The organism is Streptomyces paromomycinus (genome assembly GCF_003865155.1).
Taxonomy (GTDB): Bacteria; Actinomycetota; Actinomycetes; order Streptomycetales; family Streptomycetaceae; genus Streptomyces; species Streptomyces chrestomyceticus.
Genome location: NZ_BHZD01000001.1, coordinates 8632590 through 8649647, shown reverse-complemented (window position 1 = coordinate 8649647; position 17058 = coordinate 8632590). Strand labels below are relative to the sequence as shown.

Annotated in this window: 1 protein-coding gene; it reads right to left on the bottom strand. The window is 72.3% G+C overall.

Translation table 11 applies throughout. The annotated features are described in order from the left end of the window. Positions 1–54: 54 nt before the first annotated feature. Entirely contained in the window at positions 55–17019 is a 16965-nt protein-coding gene (locus tag OEIGOIKO_RS43300) for a type I polyketide synthase (protein WP_246177784.1), read from the bottom strand. Positions 17020–17058 lie beyond the last annotated feature (39 nt).

The window sequence follows — 17058 nt, the reverse complement described above, 5'->3', positions numbered from 1 at the left end:
CCATCGCCGTTCGCGGCACCGTCAGCACCACCGTTCCGGGCGTCGTCCGAAGGGTCATTCCTTCTCGCCGCCCAGCGCGAGACGGATCAGGCTGTCGGCGTCCAGCTCGTCGATGTCCGCGCCCTGTTCACCCTCTTCGGCGAGCAGGGCGTCGTCCTGGACGCCGGCGAGCCGCAGCAGCGCCTCCATCAGCCCGGCCTCCCGGAACCTGGACAGCGGTACGGTCGCGAGTGCCGTTCGGAGTTTCTCCTCCGCAGCGTCCGGCTCGCCATGTTCAACGATCTGAGGCAGCAGCTTTTCCATCAGGAAGGCGGCCAGTTCGAGGGTGTTGGGGTAGTCGAAGACCAGGGTGGCGGGCAGCCGCAGACCGGTCGCGGTGCTCAGCCGGTTACGCAGTTCGACGGCGGTGAGCGAGTCGAAGCCCAGGTCGGTGAAGGCCCGCCCCGGCTCGACGGCCTCCGCCGAGGCATGCCCCAGAACAGCCGCCGCATGCGTACGCACCAGGTCGGTCAGCAGCCGGGTTCGCTCCTGACCGGACAGCCCGGACAGCCGCTCATGCAGCGAGTCCGCGCCCGCGTCACCGGCCCCGACAGCGCTACGCCGCCCACTACCGGCCGAGACCAAGGCCCGGAACAGCGGCGGAACCTCCGTGCTGCCGGCGCTCTGCGCCCGCATCCCGGCCAGATCGAGCTTGGCCGGCATCAGCAGCGCCTCGTCACGGGCCAGCGCCAGGTCCAGCAACGCCAGGCCCTCGTCGGCGCTGAGCGCCATGACTCCGCCGCGGCTGATGCGGGCCCGTTCGGACTCGCTGAGCTGCCCGGTCAACGCGCTGGCGTCGGCCCACATGCCCCAGGCCAGCGAGGTGGCGGGCAGTCCGGCCGCCCGCCGCTTCGCGGCCAGTGCGTCCAGGAAGGCGTTGGCCGCCACGTAGTTGCCCTGGCCGGGGCTGGAGAAGGTGGCTGCCGCGGAGGAGAACAGCACGAAGTGGTCCAGGTCCATTCCCTGGGTCAGCTCGTGCAGGTTCCAGGCACCGTCCGCCTTCGGCCGCAGCACCCCCGCCACCCGCTGCACGGTCAGCGAACCGACCGTACCGTCATCCAGCACACCCGCGGTATGCACCACAGTCCGCAACGGGTATTCGGCCGGGACCGCCGCCACCACAGCGGCCAGCTCCTGGCGAACCGCGGCATCACATGCCGTCACCTGCACCGAAGCGCCCGCATGCGCCAACCGCGCAGCCAACGCCGCCACACCAACAGCACCGGGCCCCGAACGACTGGTCAGCACCACATGCTCCGCCCGCCCCGACACCACCAGATGCCCGGCCACCAGACCACCCAACGTGCCCGTACCACCCGTGATCAACGCCGAACGGGCACCGGACGGGCCAGTCGACCGCGTCTCGGCGAGGTCCGACGGCAGGGTCAGGACGATTTTGCCGGTGTGCCGGGCCTGCTGCATGAACCGGAACGCGTCCCGCGCCTGCCGGACGCCCCAGGCCCGTAGCGGGAGCCGTTGCAGATCGCCGGCGGACAGCAGCGCAACAACCCGCTCCAGGATCGTGCCCAGTGCTGCCGGCCCCGCCTCGCTGAGTTCGAACGGGCGGTAGGTGACGCCCGGTTGCTCTGCGGCCACTGCCTGGGCGTCGCGGACGTCGGTGCGGCCCATCTCCACAAATGCCCCGCCCCGCGGCAGCAACCGCAGCGAAGCATCGGTCAGCTCACCCGCCAACGAGTTCACCACGATGTCCACACCCGCACCACCCGTGGCAGCCATGAAATCCGCCTCGAACCCGGCAGTACGGGAGGACGAGACGTGCTCCGCATCCAGACCCATCACCGCCAGCACCGGCCACTTGCCCGGACTCGCGGTCGCAAAGACCTCCAACCCCAGGTAGCGGGCGATCTGCACCGCCGCCATCCCCACCCCACCGGTAGCGGCATGCACCAGCACCCGCTGCCCCGGCTTCGCCCCGACCAACTCCACCAACGCGTACCAAGCAGTCATGAACGCGCTGGGGACGGAGGCGGCTTCGGCGTAGGACCAGCCGTCCGGTATTCGCACCAACTGCCGGGCGTCGGTGACAACCGCCGGGCCGAACCCGCCCTCGCCGAGCCCCATTACCCGGTCGCCCGGGGCCAGGTGGTCCACCCCCGGCCCGGCTTCGAGCACCGTACCGGCGATCTCGCTGCCCAGCACTCCACCGCCCGGATACATGCCCAGCGCGATCAGCACATCGCGGAAGTTCAGGCCGGTCGCCCGGACCGCCACTCGCACCTGTCCGGTCGCGAGGGGCTGGTCCGCCTCCGGCGCCGGGCGCAGCGACAGTCCTTCCAGCGAACCGCCCGCGTCCGGCTCCAACCGCCACCGGCCCTCCGGAACCGGCAGCGCCCCGGAAGGACGCACCAGTCGACGTGCATGCACCGCGCCGCTTCGGAGCGCCAGCTCCGGCTCCCCGGTACCAATGGCAAAGGAGAGAACGTCAGTCTCATCGGCGGTGTTGGTGGCCGGCAGGTCGACGAGGAGCAGCCGGTCGGGGTTCTCCGACTGGGCCGAGCGCACCAGACCGGCCAGGGCCGCTGCCGGCAGATCAGCCACCCCCTCACCGGCCGAAACCGCCACCGCACCACGCGTGAGAACCACCAGCCGGCTGTCCGCCAGCCGCTCCTCACCCAGCCAGCCCTGCACCAGGCCGAGCATCTCGCCAGTCACCCGAGCAGCGGCCCGTGCCGGATCCTCCTCGCTCCGGTCCTCGCCACCGGCGCAGACCAGGACGAAAGCGGGGTCGATCTCCCGGTCCGCTGCGGCAGCGGCCAGCTCCTCCAGCCCTGCGAAGCACCGCACCGGCGTCCCGGCAGCCGTCAGCTGCCCGGCGACATCGAAGCGGTCGGCGCCGATCAGCGCCCACTCCCCGGAGGCCGCTTCGACCGCGGTGACCGCCGCCCATTCCACACCGAACAGCGCATCGGCCATTCCGGCGTCGGCGGTGCGGAGCTGGCCGGTGTCGACCGGGCGGGTGATCAGCGAGGCTACGGAAACCACCGGCTGACCCGCCGCATCCGCGGCCGCCACCGTCAACGTGCCCTGCGCGTCACGACGCAACCGGGCCCGCAGCACCGACGCACCACTGGCGTGCAGCTCCACACCAGTCCAGGCAAACGGCAACCGGATCTCGCCCGGCTCCCCCTCAGCCTCAAGCAAAGCACTGGCATGCAGTACGGCGTCCAGCAGCGCCGGATGCAGTCCGAAGGCAGCAGCGTCCTCCGCCACCTCCTCCGGCAGCGCCACCTCAGCGAACACCTCCTCGCCCCGACGCCACACCGCCCGCAGCCCCTGAAACGCCGGACCATAGCCGTACGAGTTCGCGCCCGCCGCCTGGTAGAGACCAGAGATGTCCACCGTCGTGGCGTTACGGGGCGGCCACACCGCGAAGTCATCGTCGGCCTCGGCTGCCTGACCGGCAGGGGCGAGCACGCCGCTCGCGTGCTGCGTCCACCCCTGCAACTGACCAGCCGCATCGGACCGGGAAAAGACCTCGACGCTACGGCGGCCTTCCGCATCCGCCCCGGCCAGCACCACCTGGACCTGCACCGCAGCCCCGTCCCCAGGGAAGACCAGCGGCGCCTGGAGCGTCAGCTCCTCCAACACACCACAGCCAGCCTGATCCCCCGCGCACACCGCGAGCTCCACGAAACCGGTCCCGGGCAACAGCACCGCACCACCGACGGCGTGATCGGCCAGCCACGGATGCGTACGCACCGACAACCGACCCGTACACACCAAGCCCGCACCACCCGCCAGTTCAACCGCCGCACCCAACAACGGATGACCCACCGCACCCAGCCCCAACGACACCGGATCACCACCGGAAACCGCAGCAGCCGCCTTCGGCCAGAACCGCTCATGCTGGAACGCATACGTCGGCAGCCCCACCCGCCGCCCTGCGGGAAGCACCGACAGCCAGTTCACCGACGCCCCATTGACGAACGCCTCGGCCAACGAGAGCAGCAGGCGCTCAGCGCCGCCGTCATCGCGCCGCAGGGTTCCACACACCGCGGCGGGCTCCGCCCCCGGGCCTGCCTCCTGGGCGACCTCTTCCAGAGCGTCGTTCATCGCCCCCATCAGCACCGGATGCGGGGTCACCTCAACAAACAGCTGATGCCCCTGACCGGCCAAAACCCGCACGGCGCGGTCGTAATGCACCGTCGCCCGCAGACTGCGGAACCAGTACCCGGCGTCCAGCTCCTCACCGGTCAGGGTCTCACCGGTCATCGCCGAGACCATCGGAACGCGGCCCCGGCGCGGAGAGAGCCCGGCCAGGACAGAAGTGATCTCCTCCTCCAGCCGGTCCACCTGAGCCGAATGCGAGGCGTAATCCACCGCCACCATCCGCGCCCGGGCACCCGCCCCCTCGAACTCCGCCCTCAGCTCCTCCAAAGCCTCCGGCTCGCCGGACACCACGGTGGCCGAGGGGCCGTTGACCGCCGCCAGAGACAACCGCTCACCGAACCGGACCAGACGCTCCTCAACCTCAGCCGCCGGACGACTCACCGACAGCATCCCGCCCGCACCCGCCAGCACCTTCAACGCACGCGACCGCAACGCCACCACACGCGCGCCGTCCTCAAGCGACAGCATCCCGGCCACCGTGGCAGCGGCGATTTCTCCCTGCGAGTGGCCGACGACGGCTTCCGGGGCGACACCGGCCGCCTCCCAGACAGCAGCGAGGGAAACCATCACCGCCCACAGCACGGGCTGAACGACATCCGCCGCCCCCAGCGCGGGGGCACCTTCCGTTCCCGCGAGGACATCGGTCAGCGACCAGTCCACGTACGGGGCCAACGCCGCCGCACACTCCGCCAGCCGCGCCGCGAACACCGGCGAAACCTCAACCAGCTCCCGCCCCATCCCAACCCACTGCGACCCCTGACCCGCGAAAGCGAACACCGGACGAGCCCCCGGCCGCGCCACACCGGACACCACCGACCCAGCCGGAACACCCGACGCCAGGCTCTCCACCCCACCGAGCAGCTCGACACGGCCTGTACCCACCACCACGGCCCGGTGCTCGAAGACCGAACGGCCGGCAGCCAGCGACCAGGCCACATCGGCCGGTTCCAGCTCCGGGCGGGACGTCAGCCAGTCCCGCAGCCGGTCCGCCTGCGCGGCCAGGCCCGCAGCCGAGCGGCCGGACACCAACCAGGCGGGTGCCACGCCGGGAACGAGTACCGTGCCCCCGGCCCCGGTCCCCTCAGGGGTTCCGACGAGGCTGTCACCGTCCTGTGTGACGGCGGGTGCCGGAGCCTCTTCCAGGATGACGTGCGCGTTGGTGCCGCTGAGCCCGAAGGAGGAGACGCCGGCCCGCCGCACCCGGCCCCCGCTGGGCCACGGCACCGGTTCCGTCAGCACCTCCACCTCGCCCGCGGCCCAGTCCACGTGCGAGGACAGTTCATCGACGTGCAGGGTGCGTGGCAGCTGCTCGTGCTGGAGGGCCAGCACCATCTTGATCACACCCGCCACACCGGCCGCCGCCTGAGTGTGACCGATGTTGGACTTCACCGAACCCAACCACAGCGGTCGTCCCTCCGGACGCTCCTGACCGTAGGTGGCCAGCAGCGCCTGGGCCTCGATCGGGTCACCCAGCTTTGTACCAGTACCGTGCGCCTCCACCACGTCCACGTCACCAGGCGTCAGGCGGGAGTTGGCCAGCGCGGCACGGATCACCCGCTGCTGTGACGGCCCGTTGGGCGCGGTCAGGCCGTTGGATGCACCGTCCTGGTTGGTGGCGCTACCCCGCAGCACCGCCAGCACCGGATGGCCGTTGCGCTGCGCGTCCGTAAGCCGTTCGATGACGAGGACGCCGGCGCCCTCGGCCATGCCCATGCCGTCGGCCTGGTCGGAGAACGCCTTGCAACGGCCGTCCTTGGCGAGGCCGCTCTGCTCACTGAAGCCGATGAAGCCTTCGGGCGTCACCATCAGGGTGACGCCGCCGGCCAGTGCCATCGAGCACTCCCCGGAGCGCAGGGCCTGGGCCGCCATGTGCAGGGCCACCAGCGAGGACGAGCAGGCGGTGTCCACCGTCACGGCCGGGCCTTCCAGGCCGAGGGTGTAGGACACCCGGCCGGAGAGCACGCTGGTCGCGGTGCCGGTGATGAGGTGGGCCGCGCCCTCGAAGTCGGCGCCGTAGCCGTAGCCGGACGCGTAGCCGCCGATGAACAGGCCGGTCGCGGTGGACCGCAGGGAGGCCGGAGCGATGCCGCTGCGCTCCAGTGCCTCCCAGGAGGTCTCCAGCAACAGACGCTGCTGCGGGTCCATGGCCAGCGCCTCACGCGGGCTGATCCCGAAGAAGCCGGCGTCGAAGCCGCCGATGTCCTCGATGAAGCCGCCGTGCCGGACGTACGAGGGGCCGTCCAGCGCCTCCAGGTCCCAGCCACGGTCGTCGGGGAACCCGGAGATGCCGTCGCCTGCGGAGGTGAGCAGCTGCCACAGATCGTCGGGACCGGCCACACCTCCCGCATAGCGGCAGGCCATGCCGACGATCGCGATCGGTTCGTCCGCCGCGATGGTGGCCGGCAGCGCGGCCGGTGCCACGGGGGTCTGCGCCCCGGTGCCCAGGAGTTCAGTCTCCAGGTAGGCGGTGAGAGCGGCCGGGGTGGGGTGGTCGAACAGCAGGGTCGCGGGGAGCCTGAGCCCCGTTGCGGCGCTGAGGTCGTTACGGAGTTCGACGGAGGTCAGCGAGTCGAAGCCGAGGTCGCTGAAGGCGCTCCGGTCCTCGACCGCGTCGGGCGAGGTGTGGCCGAGCACCCGGGCGGCCCCGGCCCGTACCAGGTCGCTCAGTACCCGGCGCTGTTCGGGGCGGCCCAGTCCGGCCAGCCGTTCCGCCAGGGCCGGTTCGGCCGGTGCCTGCGGGGTCTCGGCCAGCAGCGCGGCCAGTCGGTGGACCTCGGGCAGGTCCCGCATCACGGCAGCCTGCAGCAGGCCTGCCGAGGACTGCGGCTGGGCGAGGATCGCCGACCAGTCGATGTCCATCACTGTCAGTACGGTGTCGCCGCCGTCCAGCGCCTCGCCCAGGGCCCGTACCGCCAGGTCCGGGTCCATCACCTCTTCCCACTGGTTGCGGGCCAGCCGCTGCCGTGCCGCTGCGGAGCCCTGTGCCACGCCGACCGCCCACGGGCCCCAGGCCACGGCGAGTGCGGGCAGGCCGCGGCTGCGCCGGTGCTGGGCGAGGGCGTCCAGGTAGGCATTGGCCGCACCGTAGTTGGCCTGTCCGGGGGCTCCGGTGGTGGCGACCACGGAGGAGAACAGTACGAAAGCGTCCAGGTCCAGGTCGGCGGTCAGCTCGTCCAGGTGGGCGGCGCCGGCGGCCTTGGCCGCGAGCGCGGTCTCCAGCCGGGCCGGCGAGAGGGCGTCGACCACACCGTCGTCCAGTACCGCCGCGGTGTGCACGACGGTGGTGAGCCGGGGGCCGTCGGTGCTGATCCGGCCGATCACCGCGGCCAGGCGGGAACGGTCGGCCGTGTCGCAGGCCAGTACGTCGACCCGGGTGCCGCGCGCGGCCAGTGCGGCGGCCTGCGCCGCGGCTCCGGCGGCTGCGGGGCCGGAACGGCTGGTCAGGACCAGCCGCTCGGTGCCGCGCGCGGCCAGCCAGGCCGCTACGTGGCCGCCGAGTGCGCCGGTGCCGCCGGTGATCAGTGCGGTTCCCGTCGTCGGCTGCGGAGTCGCGGCCGCCGGGGGCTGCGGGGCGTGGGCGAGTCTGCGGCCCAGGGCCCCGGACGGCCGGAGGGCGACCTGGTTCTCCGTGGAACCGGCCAGTGTGGTCGCCAGTTGCGCACCCGTACGTTCGTCCAGGACTGCGGGCAGGTCGACCAGCCCACCCCAGCGGTCCGGGTGCTCCAGCCCGGCGATCCGGCCGAAGCCCCAGACCTGGGCCTGCAACGGGCTGGTCGGCGCCTCGTCGGGGCCGGTGGCGACGGCGCCGCGGGTGGCCACCCACAGCGGCGCCGCGATGCCGGTGTCGCCGAGCGCCTGCACCAGTGCGAGGGTGGCGGCCAGGCCCGCCGTCACCACCGGGTGGTCCGGTAGCGGCGTCTCGTCCAGCGCGAGCAGGGAGAGCACTCCGGATGCCGGCTCGGCATCCTGCTGAGTCCGGTCGAGCAGCGCGGCGATCGCGTCCCGCTGAACGGTGTCTGCAGGCACCTGGACCGGCACGGTCGCGGCGCCGCGGGCGGTGAGCGCCGCACGGCACTGCCGGGCCGCCTCGCCGTCGGCCTCCTGGGCCGGTACGAGCAGCAGCCAGCGGCCGGTCAGGCGGGCCGGTGCCGGGTCGGCCACCGGCGCCCAGGTGATCCGGTAACGCCAGCCTTCCGTGGCCGAACGTTCCTGTTCGCGACGCCGCCAGGACGCCAGCGCGGGCAGCAGGCCGTCGAGTTGGTGCTCGTTCTCGATGGCCAGTGCCCGGGCGAGCCCGGTCCGGTCGCCGCTTTCGACGGCGGCCCAGAACTGCGCTTCGGCGGCCGAGGAAACGGTTGCGGCGGCCGTGGCGGCAGCTGCGGCGGCGGAGGGCTCCAGCCAGTAACGGCGGTGCTGGAAGGCGTAGGTGGGAAGATCCACCACCTCACCGGCCGGCAGAACCTTGCGCCAGTCCACCGGCAGCCCCGCCACATGCGCCTGCGCGAAGGCACGCAGCAGACCGGCCGCACCGGCATCGGACTGGGACAGGGTGCCGATGCTCAGCACCTGGGCGCTGGCAGCGGCTTGGGCGGCATCCGTCTCCTGGGCGGTGCTTGCGTCCTGGGCGGTTTCGGTCACCGCGGCGGTCAGCACCGGATGCGGCGAGACCTCGACGAACGCTCCGTAACCGGCCTCCAGCAGACTCCGGACGGCATCCTCGAAACGCACCGTCTGCCGCAGGTTCGCAAACCAGTACCCGGCATCCGCCTCCTGCCCGGCCAGCCACTCGCCCGTAACCGTGGAGACCATCGGAACGCGACCCGCCTGCGGGGCTATCTCCGACAGCTCCTCCCGGAGCCGGTCGGCAAGCGGCTCCACCGCCGCCGAATGCGCCACAAAATCCGTCGCCGGAATCCGCCAGCGCAGCACCTTGCGCGCCGCCAGCTCCCGCTCGAACGCCGCCAACGCCTCCGACTCACCCGACACCACCACGGATGCCGGACCATTAACAGCGGCCACCGACAACCGGCCGTCGAAACCCGCCACCAGCTCACGCACCGCACCGGCCGGCATCACCACCGACACCATCGCCCCGGCCACATCGAGGGCTGACAGCGCACGCGAACGCACCGCCACCACCCGCGCCGCATCCTCCAGCGACAGCATTCCGGCCACGGTGGCCGCAGCAATCTCCCCCTGCGAGTGGCCCACCACCGCATCCGGGGCGACACCCGCCGCCTCCCAGACAGCAGCCAGCGACACCATCACCGCCCACAACGCAGGCTGGACAACCTCAGCCGCCTCCAACGCCGGAGCGCCCTCCGCCCCCGTCAGGAGATCGCTGAGCGACCAGTCCACATACGGCGCCAGCGCCGCCTCACACTCCGCCAACCGCGCCGCGAACAACGGCGACGAAGCCAACAACTCCCGGCCCATACCGACCCACTGAGCACCCTGCCCAGCGAACACAAACACCGTCCGACCCGTGGCCCGAGCAACCCCCGACACCACACCCGGCGCGGCCGACTCACCGCCCGCCAGATCTCGCACGCCATCCAACAACCCCGCCCGGTCGCCAGCCACGACCACACCACGATGCTCCAACACCGCCCGCGTAGCCGCCAACGACCACGCCACATCAACCGGACGCAACGCCGGACGCTCCGCCGCCCACTCCCCCAACCGCCCCGCCTGCGCAGCAAGACCCTCCGCAGACCGACCCGACACCAACCACGCAAACGCACCACCCACCGCAAGAACAGCAGGTCCATCCTCAGCCGGCTCGGGCGCTTCGCCAGCGTCGGCAGCCTCCTCCGGAGCCTCCTCCAGAATGACGTGCACATTGGTGCCGCTCATCCCGAACCCGGAGACACCCGCCCGGCGTACCCGCTCACCACCGGGCCACGGCACCGACTCCGCCAGCAGCCTGACCTCACCCGCCGACCAGTCCACATGCGGCGTCGGCTCATCCACATGCAGCGTGCGCGGCAACCGCTCATGCTGAAGAGCCAGCACCGTCTTGATGACACCCGCGACACCGGCAGCAGCCTGCGTGTGACCGATGTTGGACTTCACCGACCCCAGCCACAGCGGCCGCTCCGCAGGGCGGTCCTGACCGTAGGTGGCCAGGAGGGCCTGGGCCTCGATGGGGTCGCCCAGCTTGGTCGCCGAACCGTGTGCCTCCACCACGTCCACGTCAGCAGGGGTGAGACGGGCGTTGGCCAGCGCGGCACGGATCACCCGCTGCTGGGAGGGACCGTTGGGGGCGGTCAGGCCGTTGGAGGCACCGTCCTGGTTGACCGCGCTGCCCCGTACGACGGCCAAGACCTTGTGCCCATGACGCCGCGCGTCGGAGAGCCGCTCGACCACCAGCAGGCCCACGCCCTCGGCGAAGCCGGAGCCGTCCGCCGAGGCGGCGAAGGACCGGCAGCGGCCGTCCAGCGACACCCCGCCCGCAGTGGCGAAGGTGACGAACACGTCCGGGGTAGCGGTGACCGTGACGCCGCCCGCGAGAGCGAGCGAGCACTCCCCCGCGCGCAGGGCCTGGGCAGCCATGTGCAGCGCCACCAGCGAGGAGGAACACGCGGTGTCCACCGTCACCGCCGGGCCCTCCAGGCCGAAGACGTAGGAGAGCCGGCCGGAGAGCACGCTGGTCGCGTTGCCGGTCGCCAGGTGTGCCTCGGCGACGCCGGTGCCCTCCAGCGACGCGTCGTGGGCGTACCGGGAAGAGTAACCGCCGATGAAGGCGCCGGTCTGACTGCCGCGTACCGATGCCGGGTCGATGCCCGCGCGCTCGAACGCCTCCCAGGAGGTCTCCAGGAGCAGCCGCTGCTGGGGGTCCATGGCCAGCGCCTCGCGCGGGCTGATCCCGAAGAAGCCGGCGTCGAAGGAGGCGGCGTCCGGTACGAATCCGCCGACCTGCTGGTAGGAGACACCGGTGCGCTCCGCGTCCGGGTCCTGGAGCCGGTCCAGGTCCCAGCCGCGGTCCTGGGGGAACGGGCCGATCGCGTCCGTGCCGGAGTCCAGCAGGTGCCACAGCTGCTCCGGGCCGGCCGCACCGCCCGGGAAGCGGCAGGCCATGCCGACGATCGCGATGGGGTCGTCGGCGCCCGCTGCCACCGGCGCGGTGGGAACGGCGGTGGCGGGCAGGTCCCCGGCCAGTTCGCCGCGCAGGAAGGTGGCGAGCGCGGCAGGGGTGGGGTGATCGAACACCAGCGTCGCCGGCAGCCGCAGTCCGGTCTGCGCCTTCAGCCGGTTGCGCAGTTCCACCGCGGTCAGCGAGTCGAAGCCGACGTCGGTGAAGGCACGGCCGGCGTCGACAGCGTCCGGGGAGGCGTGTCCCAGCACGGCGGCGGCGTGCGCGAGCACCAGCTCCAGCAGGAGCCGGTCCCGCTCGCTGCCGCCGACCGAGGCCAGCCTGTGGCGCAGGGCCTCGCCGGCTTCCGTACCGGAGCCGACGGCAGCCCCGGAGGCGGCGGTGCGCCGGGCGGACGTCCCCGCCAGTGCCCGCCACAGCGGCGGCACCTCGCCGCCGGCCGCAGTCTGTGCGCGCAGCGCCGCAGTGTCCAGTCTGGCGGGCATCAGCACTGCTTCGTCTCTGGTCAGCGCCGTGTCCAGAACGACCAGACCCTCGTCGGCGGTCAGCGGTACGAAGCCCCGGTCGATACGGGCGAGGGAGGTGGCATCCAGGTTGCGGCCGATGCCGGCCTCGTGAGCCCACGGCCCCAGCTGCAGCGACGTGCCCGTGAGGCCGGTGGCCCTGCGGTGCGCGGCCACGGCGTCCAGGAACGCGTTGGCCGCCACGTAGCTGCCTTGGCCGGCCGAGCCGAAGACGGCGGCGGCGGACGAGAACAGCACGAACCGGTCCAGTTGCAGTCCGGCCGTCAGTTCGTGCAGGTGCCAGGCCGCATCGGCCTTCGGCCGCAGCACCGCGGACAGCCGTTCCGGCGTCAGCGACATGATCACACCGTCGTCGACGACGCCCGCGGCGTGCACGACGGAGCCCAGCGGGTTCGCGGCCGGGATCTGCTCCAGCACGGCGGCCAGGGCGTCCCGGTCGGCTGCGTCGCAGGCGACGATGCGGACCTGTACACCCAGCTGGGCCAGTTCGGCGGCCTGTGCGGCCGCACCGGTGGCGGCCGGGCCGGAACGGCTGGTCAGTACCACGCAGCCGGCCCGTCCGGTGGCCGCCAGGTGCCGGGCCACCAGCCCGCCCAGGGTTCCGGTGCCGCCGGTGACCAGCAGCGAGCGGGCGGCCGGGTCGGCCCGGGTGCCGGACGGCCACTGGGTCCGCGTCACCTCACCCGTGGGGCGGGTCAGACGCCTGCCGTACCGGATCTGGCCGCGGACCGCCACCTCCGGCTCTCCGCTGCCCAGCGCCGCGGGCAGCAGCGCCGCCTCGTGCGGGGCGCCGTCGCGCGCGGGGAGATCGGCCAAGAGCAGCCGGTCCGGGTTTTCCGCCTGTGCCGACCGCAGCAGGCCGCGGACGAGCGCCGCGGCCGGGTCCACCACGTCCTCGTCGGTGATCGCGTCCGCTCCCCGGGTGACGACCACCAAGCGGACTTCTTCCAAGGAGGGTTCGGCCAGCCACTGCTGTACGAAGCGGAGTGCGGCGGCGCCGGCCCGGTGTGCCGCGCCCGGGAGGTGGCGCGCCGCTTCGGCCGGCTGCGGGGAGCTGGGGGCCGCCGAGGCCTTCTTGCCCGCCGGTGTCTCCTTGCCCGCCGGTGTCTCCTTGCCCGCCGACGTCACCTCGTCCGCCGGGGCCTTGTCATCCGCGGGCGTCCTGTCGTCCGCAGGTGTCCTGTCATCGGCCCGCGCTTCAGCGTTCTCACCGGACACGCCCTCGTCGGACAGAGTCCCCTCGCCGGGCAGGGTCCCCTCGCCGGACAGGGCATCGGCGCAGACCACAACGGTTCGCGGGGCACCGGTGCCGGTCTGCGCCGCGGCGACCAGCTCGGGGAGGCCGGGGAAGGGACGCAGTTGTACGCCTGCCGCCTCCAGCCCGCCTGCCAGCCCGTAGCGGTCGGCGCCGAGCAGAGCCCAGTCGCCGACCACGGCGTCGCCGCCGGACAGCTCGGTCCATTCCTGGACGAAGAGCGAGTCGGTCAACTCGTCTTGCGTAGCGCGCAGTTGCTCAGCCGATACCGGGCGCCGCACCAGCGATCCCACGGTGACCACCGGAGCCCCGGTGGTGTCGGCGGCCGCCAGCGAAAGCCCGCTCTGTGCGTCCTGGCGCAGCCGCACCCGCAGCACCGAGGCACCGCCGGCGTGCAGTGCCACGTCGGTCCAGGCGAACGGCATGGTGACCTGCCCGGTCTCCTGCGCGGCGTCCGGCTGGGCCAGGAACGAGGCGTGCAGCGCCGCGTCCAACAGCGCCGGGTGCAGGCCGAAGGCGCCTGCCTGCTGCGCGACCTCCTCGGGCAGCGCCACCTCGGCGAAGACCTCCGCGCCGCGCCGCCAGGCCGCACGCAGCCCGTGGAAGGCGGGGCCGTAGACCTCCGCCAGCCGCACCGGGTAGACGTCCGAGACGTCCGCCGGCACCGCGTCCTGCGGGGGCCACACCGCGAAGTCCGGGTCGGCCGGTACGGGCGCAGCGGTGGGCCCGAGCGTCCCGCCGGCGTGCAGCGTCCACGGCTGCCGGTCGGCGGCGTCCTCGGGGCGGGAGAAGACCCGGACTCCGCGACGTCCCTCCGTGTCCGGTGCGGCCACCGCGACTTGGAGCTGCACCCCGCTGCCGTCGGTGGGCAGCACCAGCGGGGCGTGCAGCGTCAGTTCTTCCAGGAGCCCGCAGCCGACCTGGTCACCGGCGCGTACCGCCAGCTCCACGAAGCCGGTGCCGGGCAACAGCACCACACCGCCGACGGCATGGTCGGCCAGCCAGGCATGGGTGCGCAGCGAAAGCCGCCCCAGGCACACCACGCCGTCGCCCCCGGCCAGTTCGACGGCGGCGCCGAACAGTGGGTGGCCGACCGCGCCGAGGCCCAGCGCCAGTGCGTCGCCGCCATCCTGGCGCAGGCCCATCATCTTGCCCTTGGGCCAGTACCGGCGGTGCTGGAACACGTAGGTGGGCAGCTCGACCCGCTCACCGGCGGGCAGCACCGACGCCCAGTCCACCGGCGCGCCGTTGACGAACGCCTCGGCGAGCGAGGTGACCAGCCGTTCCGCGCCGCCGTCGTCCCGGCGGAGCGTCCCGCACAGGGCGGCGGGCACGGCGCCCGGGCCCGCCTCCTGCGCGGCCTCCTCCAACGAGTCCGTCATCGCGCTCAACAGCACCGGATGCGGCGACACCTCGATGAAGACCCGCTGCCCCTGGCCGGCCAGGGAGCGCACCGCCCGTTCGAAATGCACGGTGGTGCGCAGGCTGCTGTACCAGTAACCGGCGTCCAGTTCTTCGCCGGTCAGGATCTCGCCGGTCATCGCGGAGACCATCGGGACGCGGCCCCGGCGCGGAGAGATCCCGGCCAGGACGGTGGTGATCTCTTCCTCCAGCCGGTCCACCTGAGCGGAGTGCGAGGCATAGTCGACCGCGACCATGCGGGCCCGGGCACCCGCCACCTCGAACTCCGCCTTCAGCTCCTCCAAAGCCTCCGGCTCACCCGAGACGACAGTGGCCGACGGGCCATTGACCGCCGCCAGAGACAACCGCTCACCGAACCGGACCAGACGCTCCTCAACCTCAGCCGCCGGACGGCTCACCGACAACATCCCGCCCGCACCCGCCAGCACCTTCAACGCACGCGACCGCAACGCCACCACACGCGCGCCGTCCTCAAGCGACAGCATCCCAGCCACCGTGGCAGCGGCGATTTCTCCTTGCGAGTGGCCCACCACCGCATCCGGGACGACGCCCGCCGCCCCCCAGACAGCAGCAAGGGAGACCATCACCGCCCACAACGCAGGCTGGACGACATCCGCCGCCTCCAGCGCAGGGGCGTCCCCCGATCCCACCAGGACATCGGTCAGCGACCAGTCCACATACGGCCCCAACGCCGCCGCACACTCCGCCAACCGCGCCGCGAACACCGGGGAGGTACGCGCCAGCTCCTGTCCCATGCCCAGCCACTGGGAGCCCTGACCGGGGAAGACGAGCACCGGCCGGACGCCGGGGCGGGCCGTTCCGGACACCACCGAACCGTTCGGCGTTCCGGCGGCGAGATTTTTCAGGCTCGTCAGCAGCGCGGCGCGGTCGTCATTGCCGATGATGACGGCACGGTGCTCGAAGGCGCTCCGCACGGTCGCCAGCGACCAGGCGACATCGGCCGGTCGCAGCTCCGGACGGGCCGCCAGCCAGCCGTGCAGCCGGTCCGCCTGCGCCGCGGGCGCTGCCGCCGAGCGGCCCGAGACCTGCCAGGCCCGGACCGCACCGGCGCCTTCTCCGGAGAGCACACGCGCAGCCGGCCCGTCCGGTTCCGTCTCCGGTTCGTTGGGCTCCTCGGCGGCTTCGGCCTCCTGCGCTGCGGGGGCCTCCTCCAGAATGAGGTGGGCATTGGTGCCGCTCATGCCGAACGCCGAGACAGCAGCCCGCCGCACCCGGCGCCCATCGGACGACCAGGGCACCGGCTCGGTGAGCAGCCGCACCGCACCGGCCTCCCAGTCCACGTGCGAGGACGGCACCTCGGCGTACAGAGTCTGCGGCAGCCGCTCATGCTGCAGCGCCAGCACCATCTTGATCACACCAGCAACACCGGCCGCAGCCTGAGTGTGACCGATGTTGGACTTCACCGACCCCAGCCACAACGGGCCACCCTGACCGCGCTCCTGACCGTACGTCGCCAGCAACGCCTGCGCCTCGATCGGGTCACCGAGCGTGGTCCCGGTGCCATGAGCCTCCACCACATCCACGTCCCCCGGCGCCAACCGCGCATTGGCCAACGCCGCACGAATCACCCGCTGCTGCGACGGACCGTTCGGCGCAGTCAGCCCATTCGACGCACCATCCTGATTGACCGCACTGCCCCGCAACAGCGCCAGCACCTTGTGCCCGTTACGGCGGGCATCGGACAGCCGCTCCACCACGACCATGCCAGCACCCTCGGCCCAGCCCGTACCGTCCGCATCCTCCGAAAACGCCCGGCAGCGGCCATCGGCAGACAGACCCTGCTGACGGGAGAAGTCGATGAACGTACCCGGCGTCGCCATCACCGTCGCCCCGCCCGCCAACGCCAGCGAGCACTCCCCCGACCGCACCGCCTGCGCCGCCAGATGAAGCGCCACCAACGACGACGAACACGCCGTGTCCACCGTCACCGCCGGACCCTCAAGACCCAGCACATACGACACCCGCCCGGACAGAACACTCGTCGCATTGCCGGTCAGCACGTGACCCTCGGCGCCGGAGTCGTCCTGGCTCATGGATACGCCGAGCCCGTAACCCGAGGTGAAGCCACCGGCGAACACACCGGTGGCGCTCTCCTTCAGCGAGGCCGGGTCGATGCCGGCACGCTCCAGCGCCTCCCAGGACGTCTCCAGCAACAGCCGCTGCTGCGGATCCATGGCAAGAGCCTCGCGCGGGCTGATCCCGAAGAATTCCGCATCGAACTCGGCCGCTTCCCGCAGGAACGCGCCCTGGGCGACGTACGAGGTGCCCTCGCGCTCACCGTCCGGGTCGTACACGCTCTCCAGGTCCCAGCCACGGTCGGTCGGGAAACCGTCCACGCCGTCGCCACCGGAAACAAGGAACTCCCAGAACTCCTCCGGACTGCCCACTCCACCGGGAAACCGGCACGCCATCCCGACGATCGCCAGCGGCTCCTGCTCGGCGGCCTCCAGCCGGTGCAGCCGCTTACGCGTTTCCTGGAGCTGGGCCGCGGTCTTCTTGAGGTAGTCGAAGAGTTTCTCTTGGTTGTCCACCAGGATCCCTTACCAAAATGTTCCGTCAGTGAGCGCGAA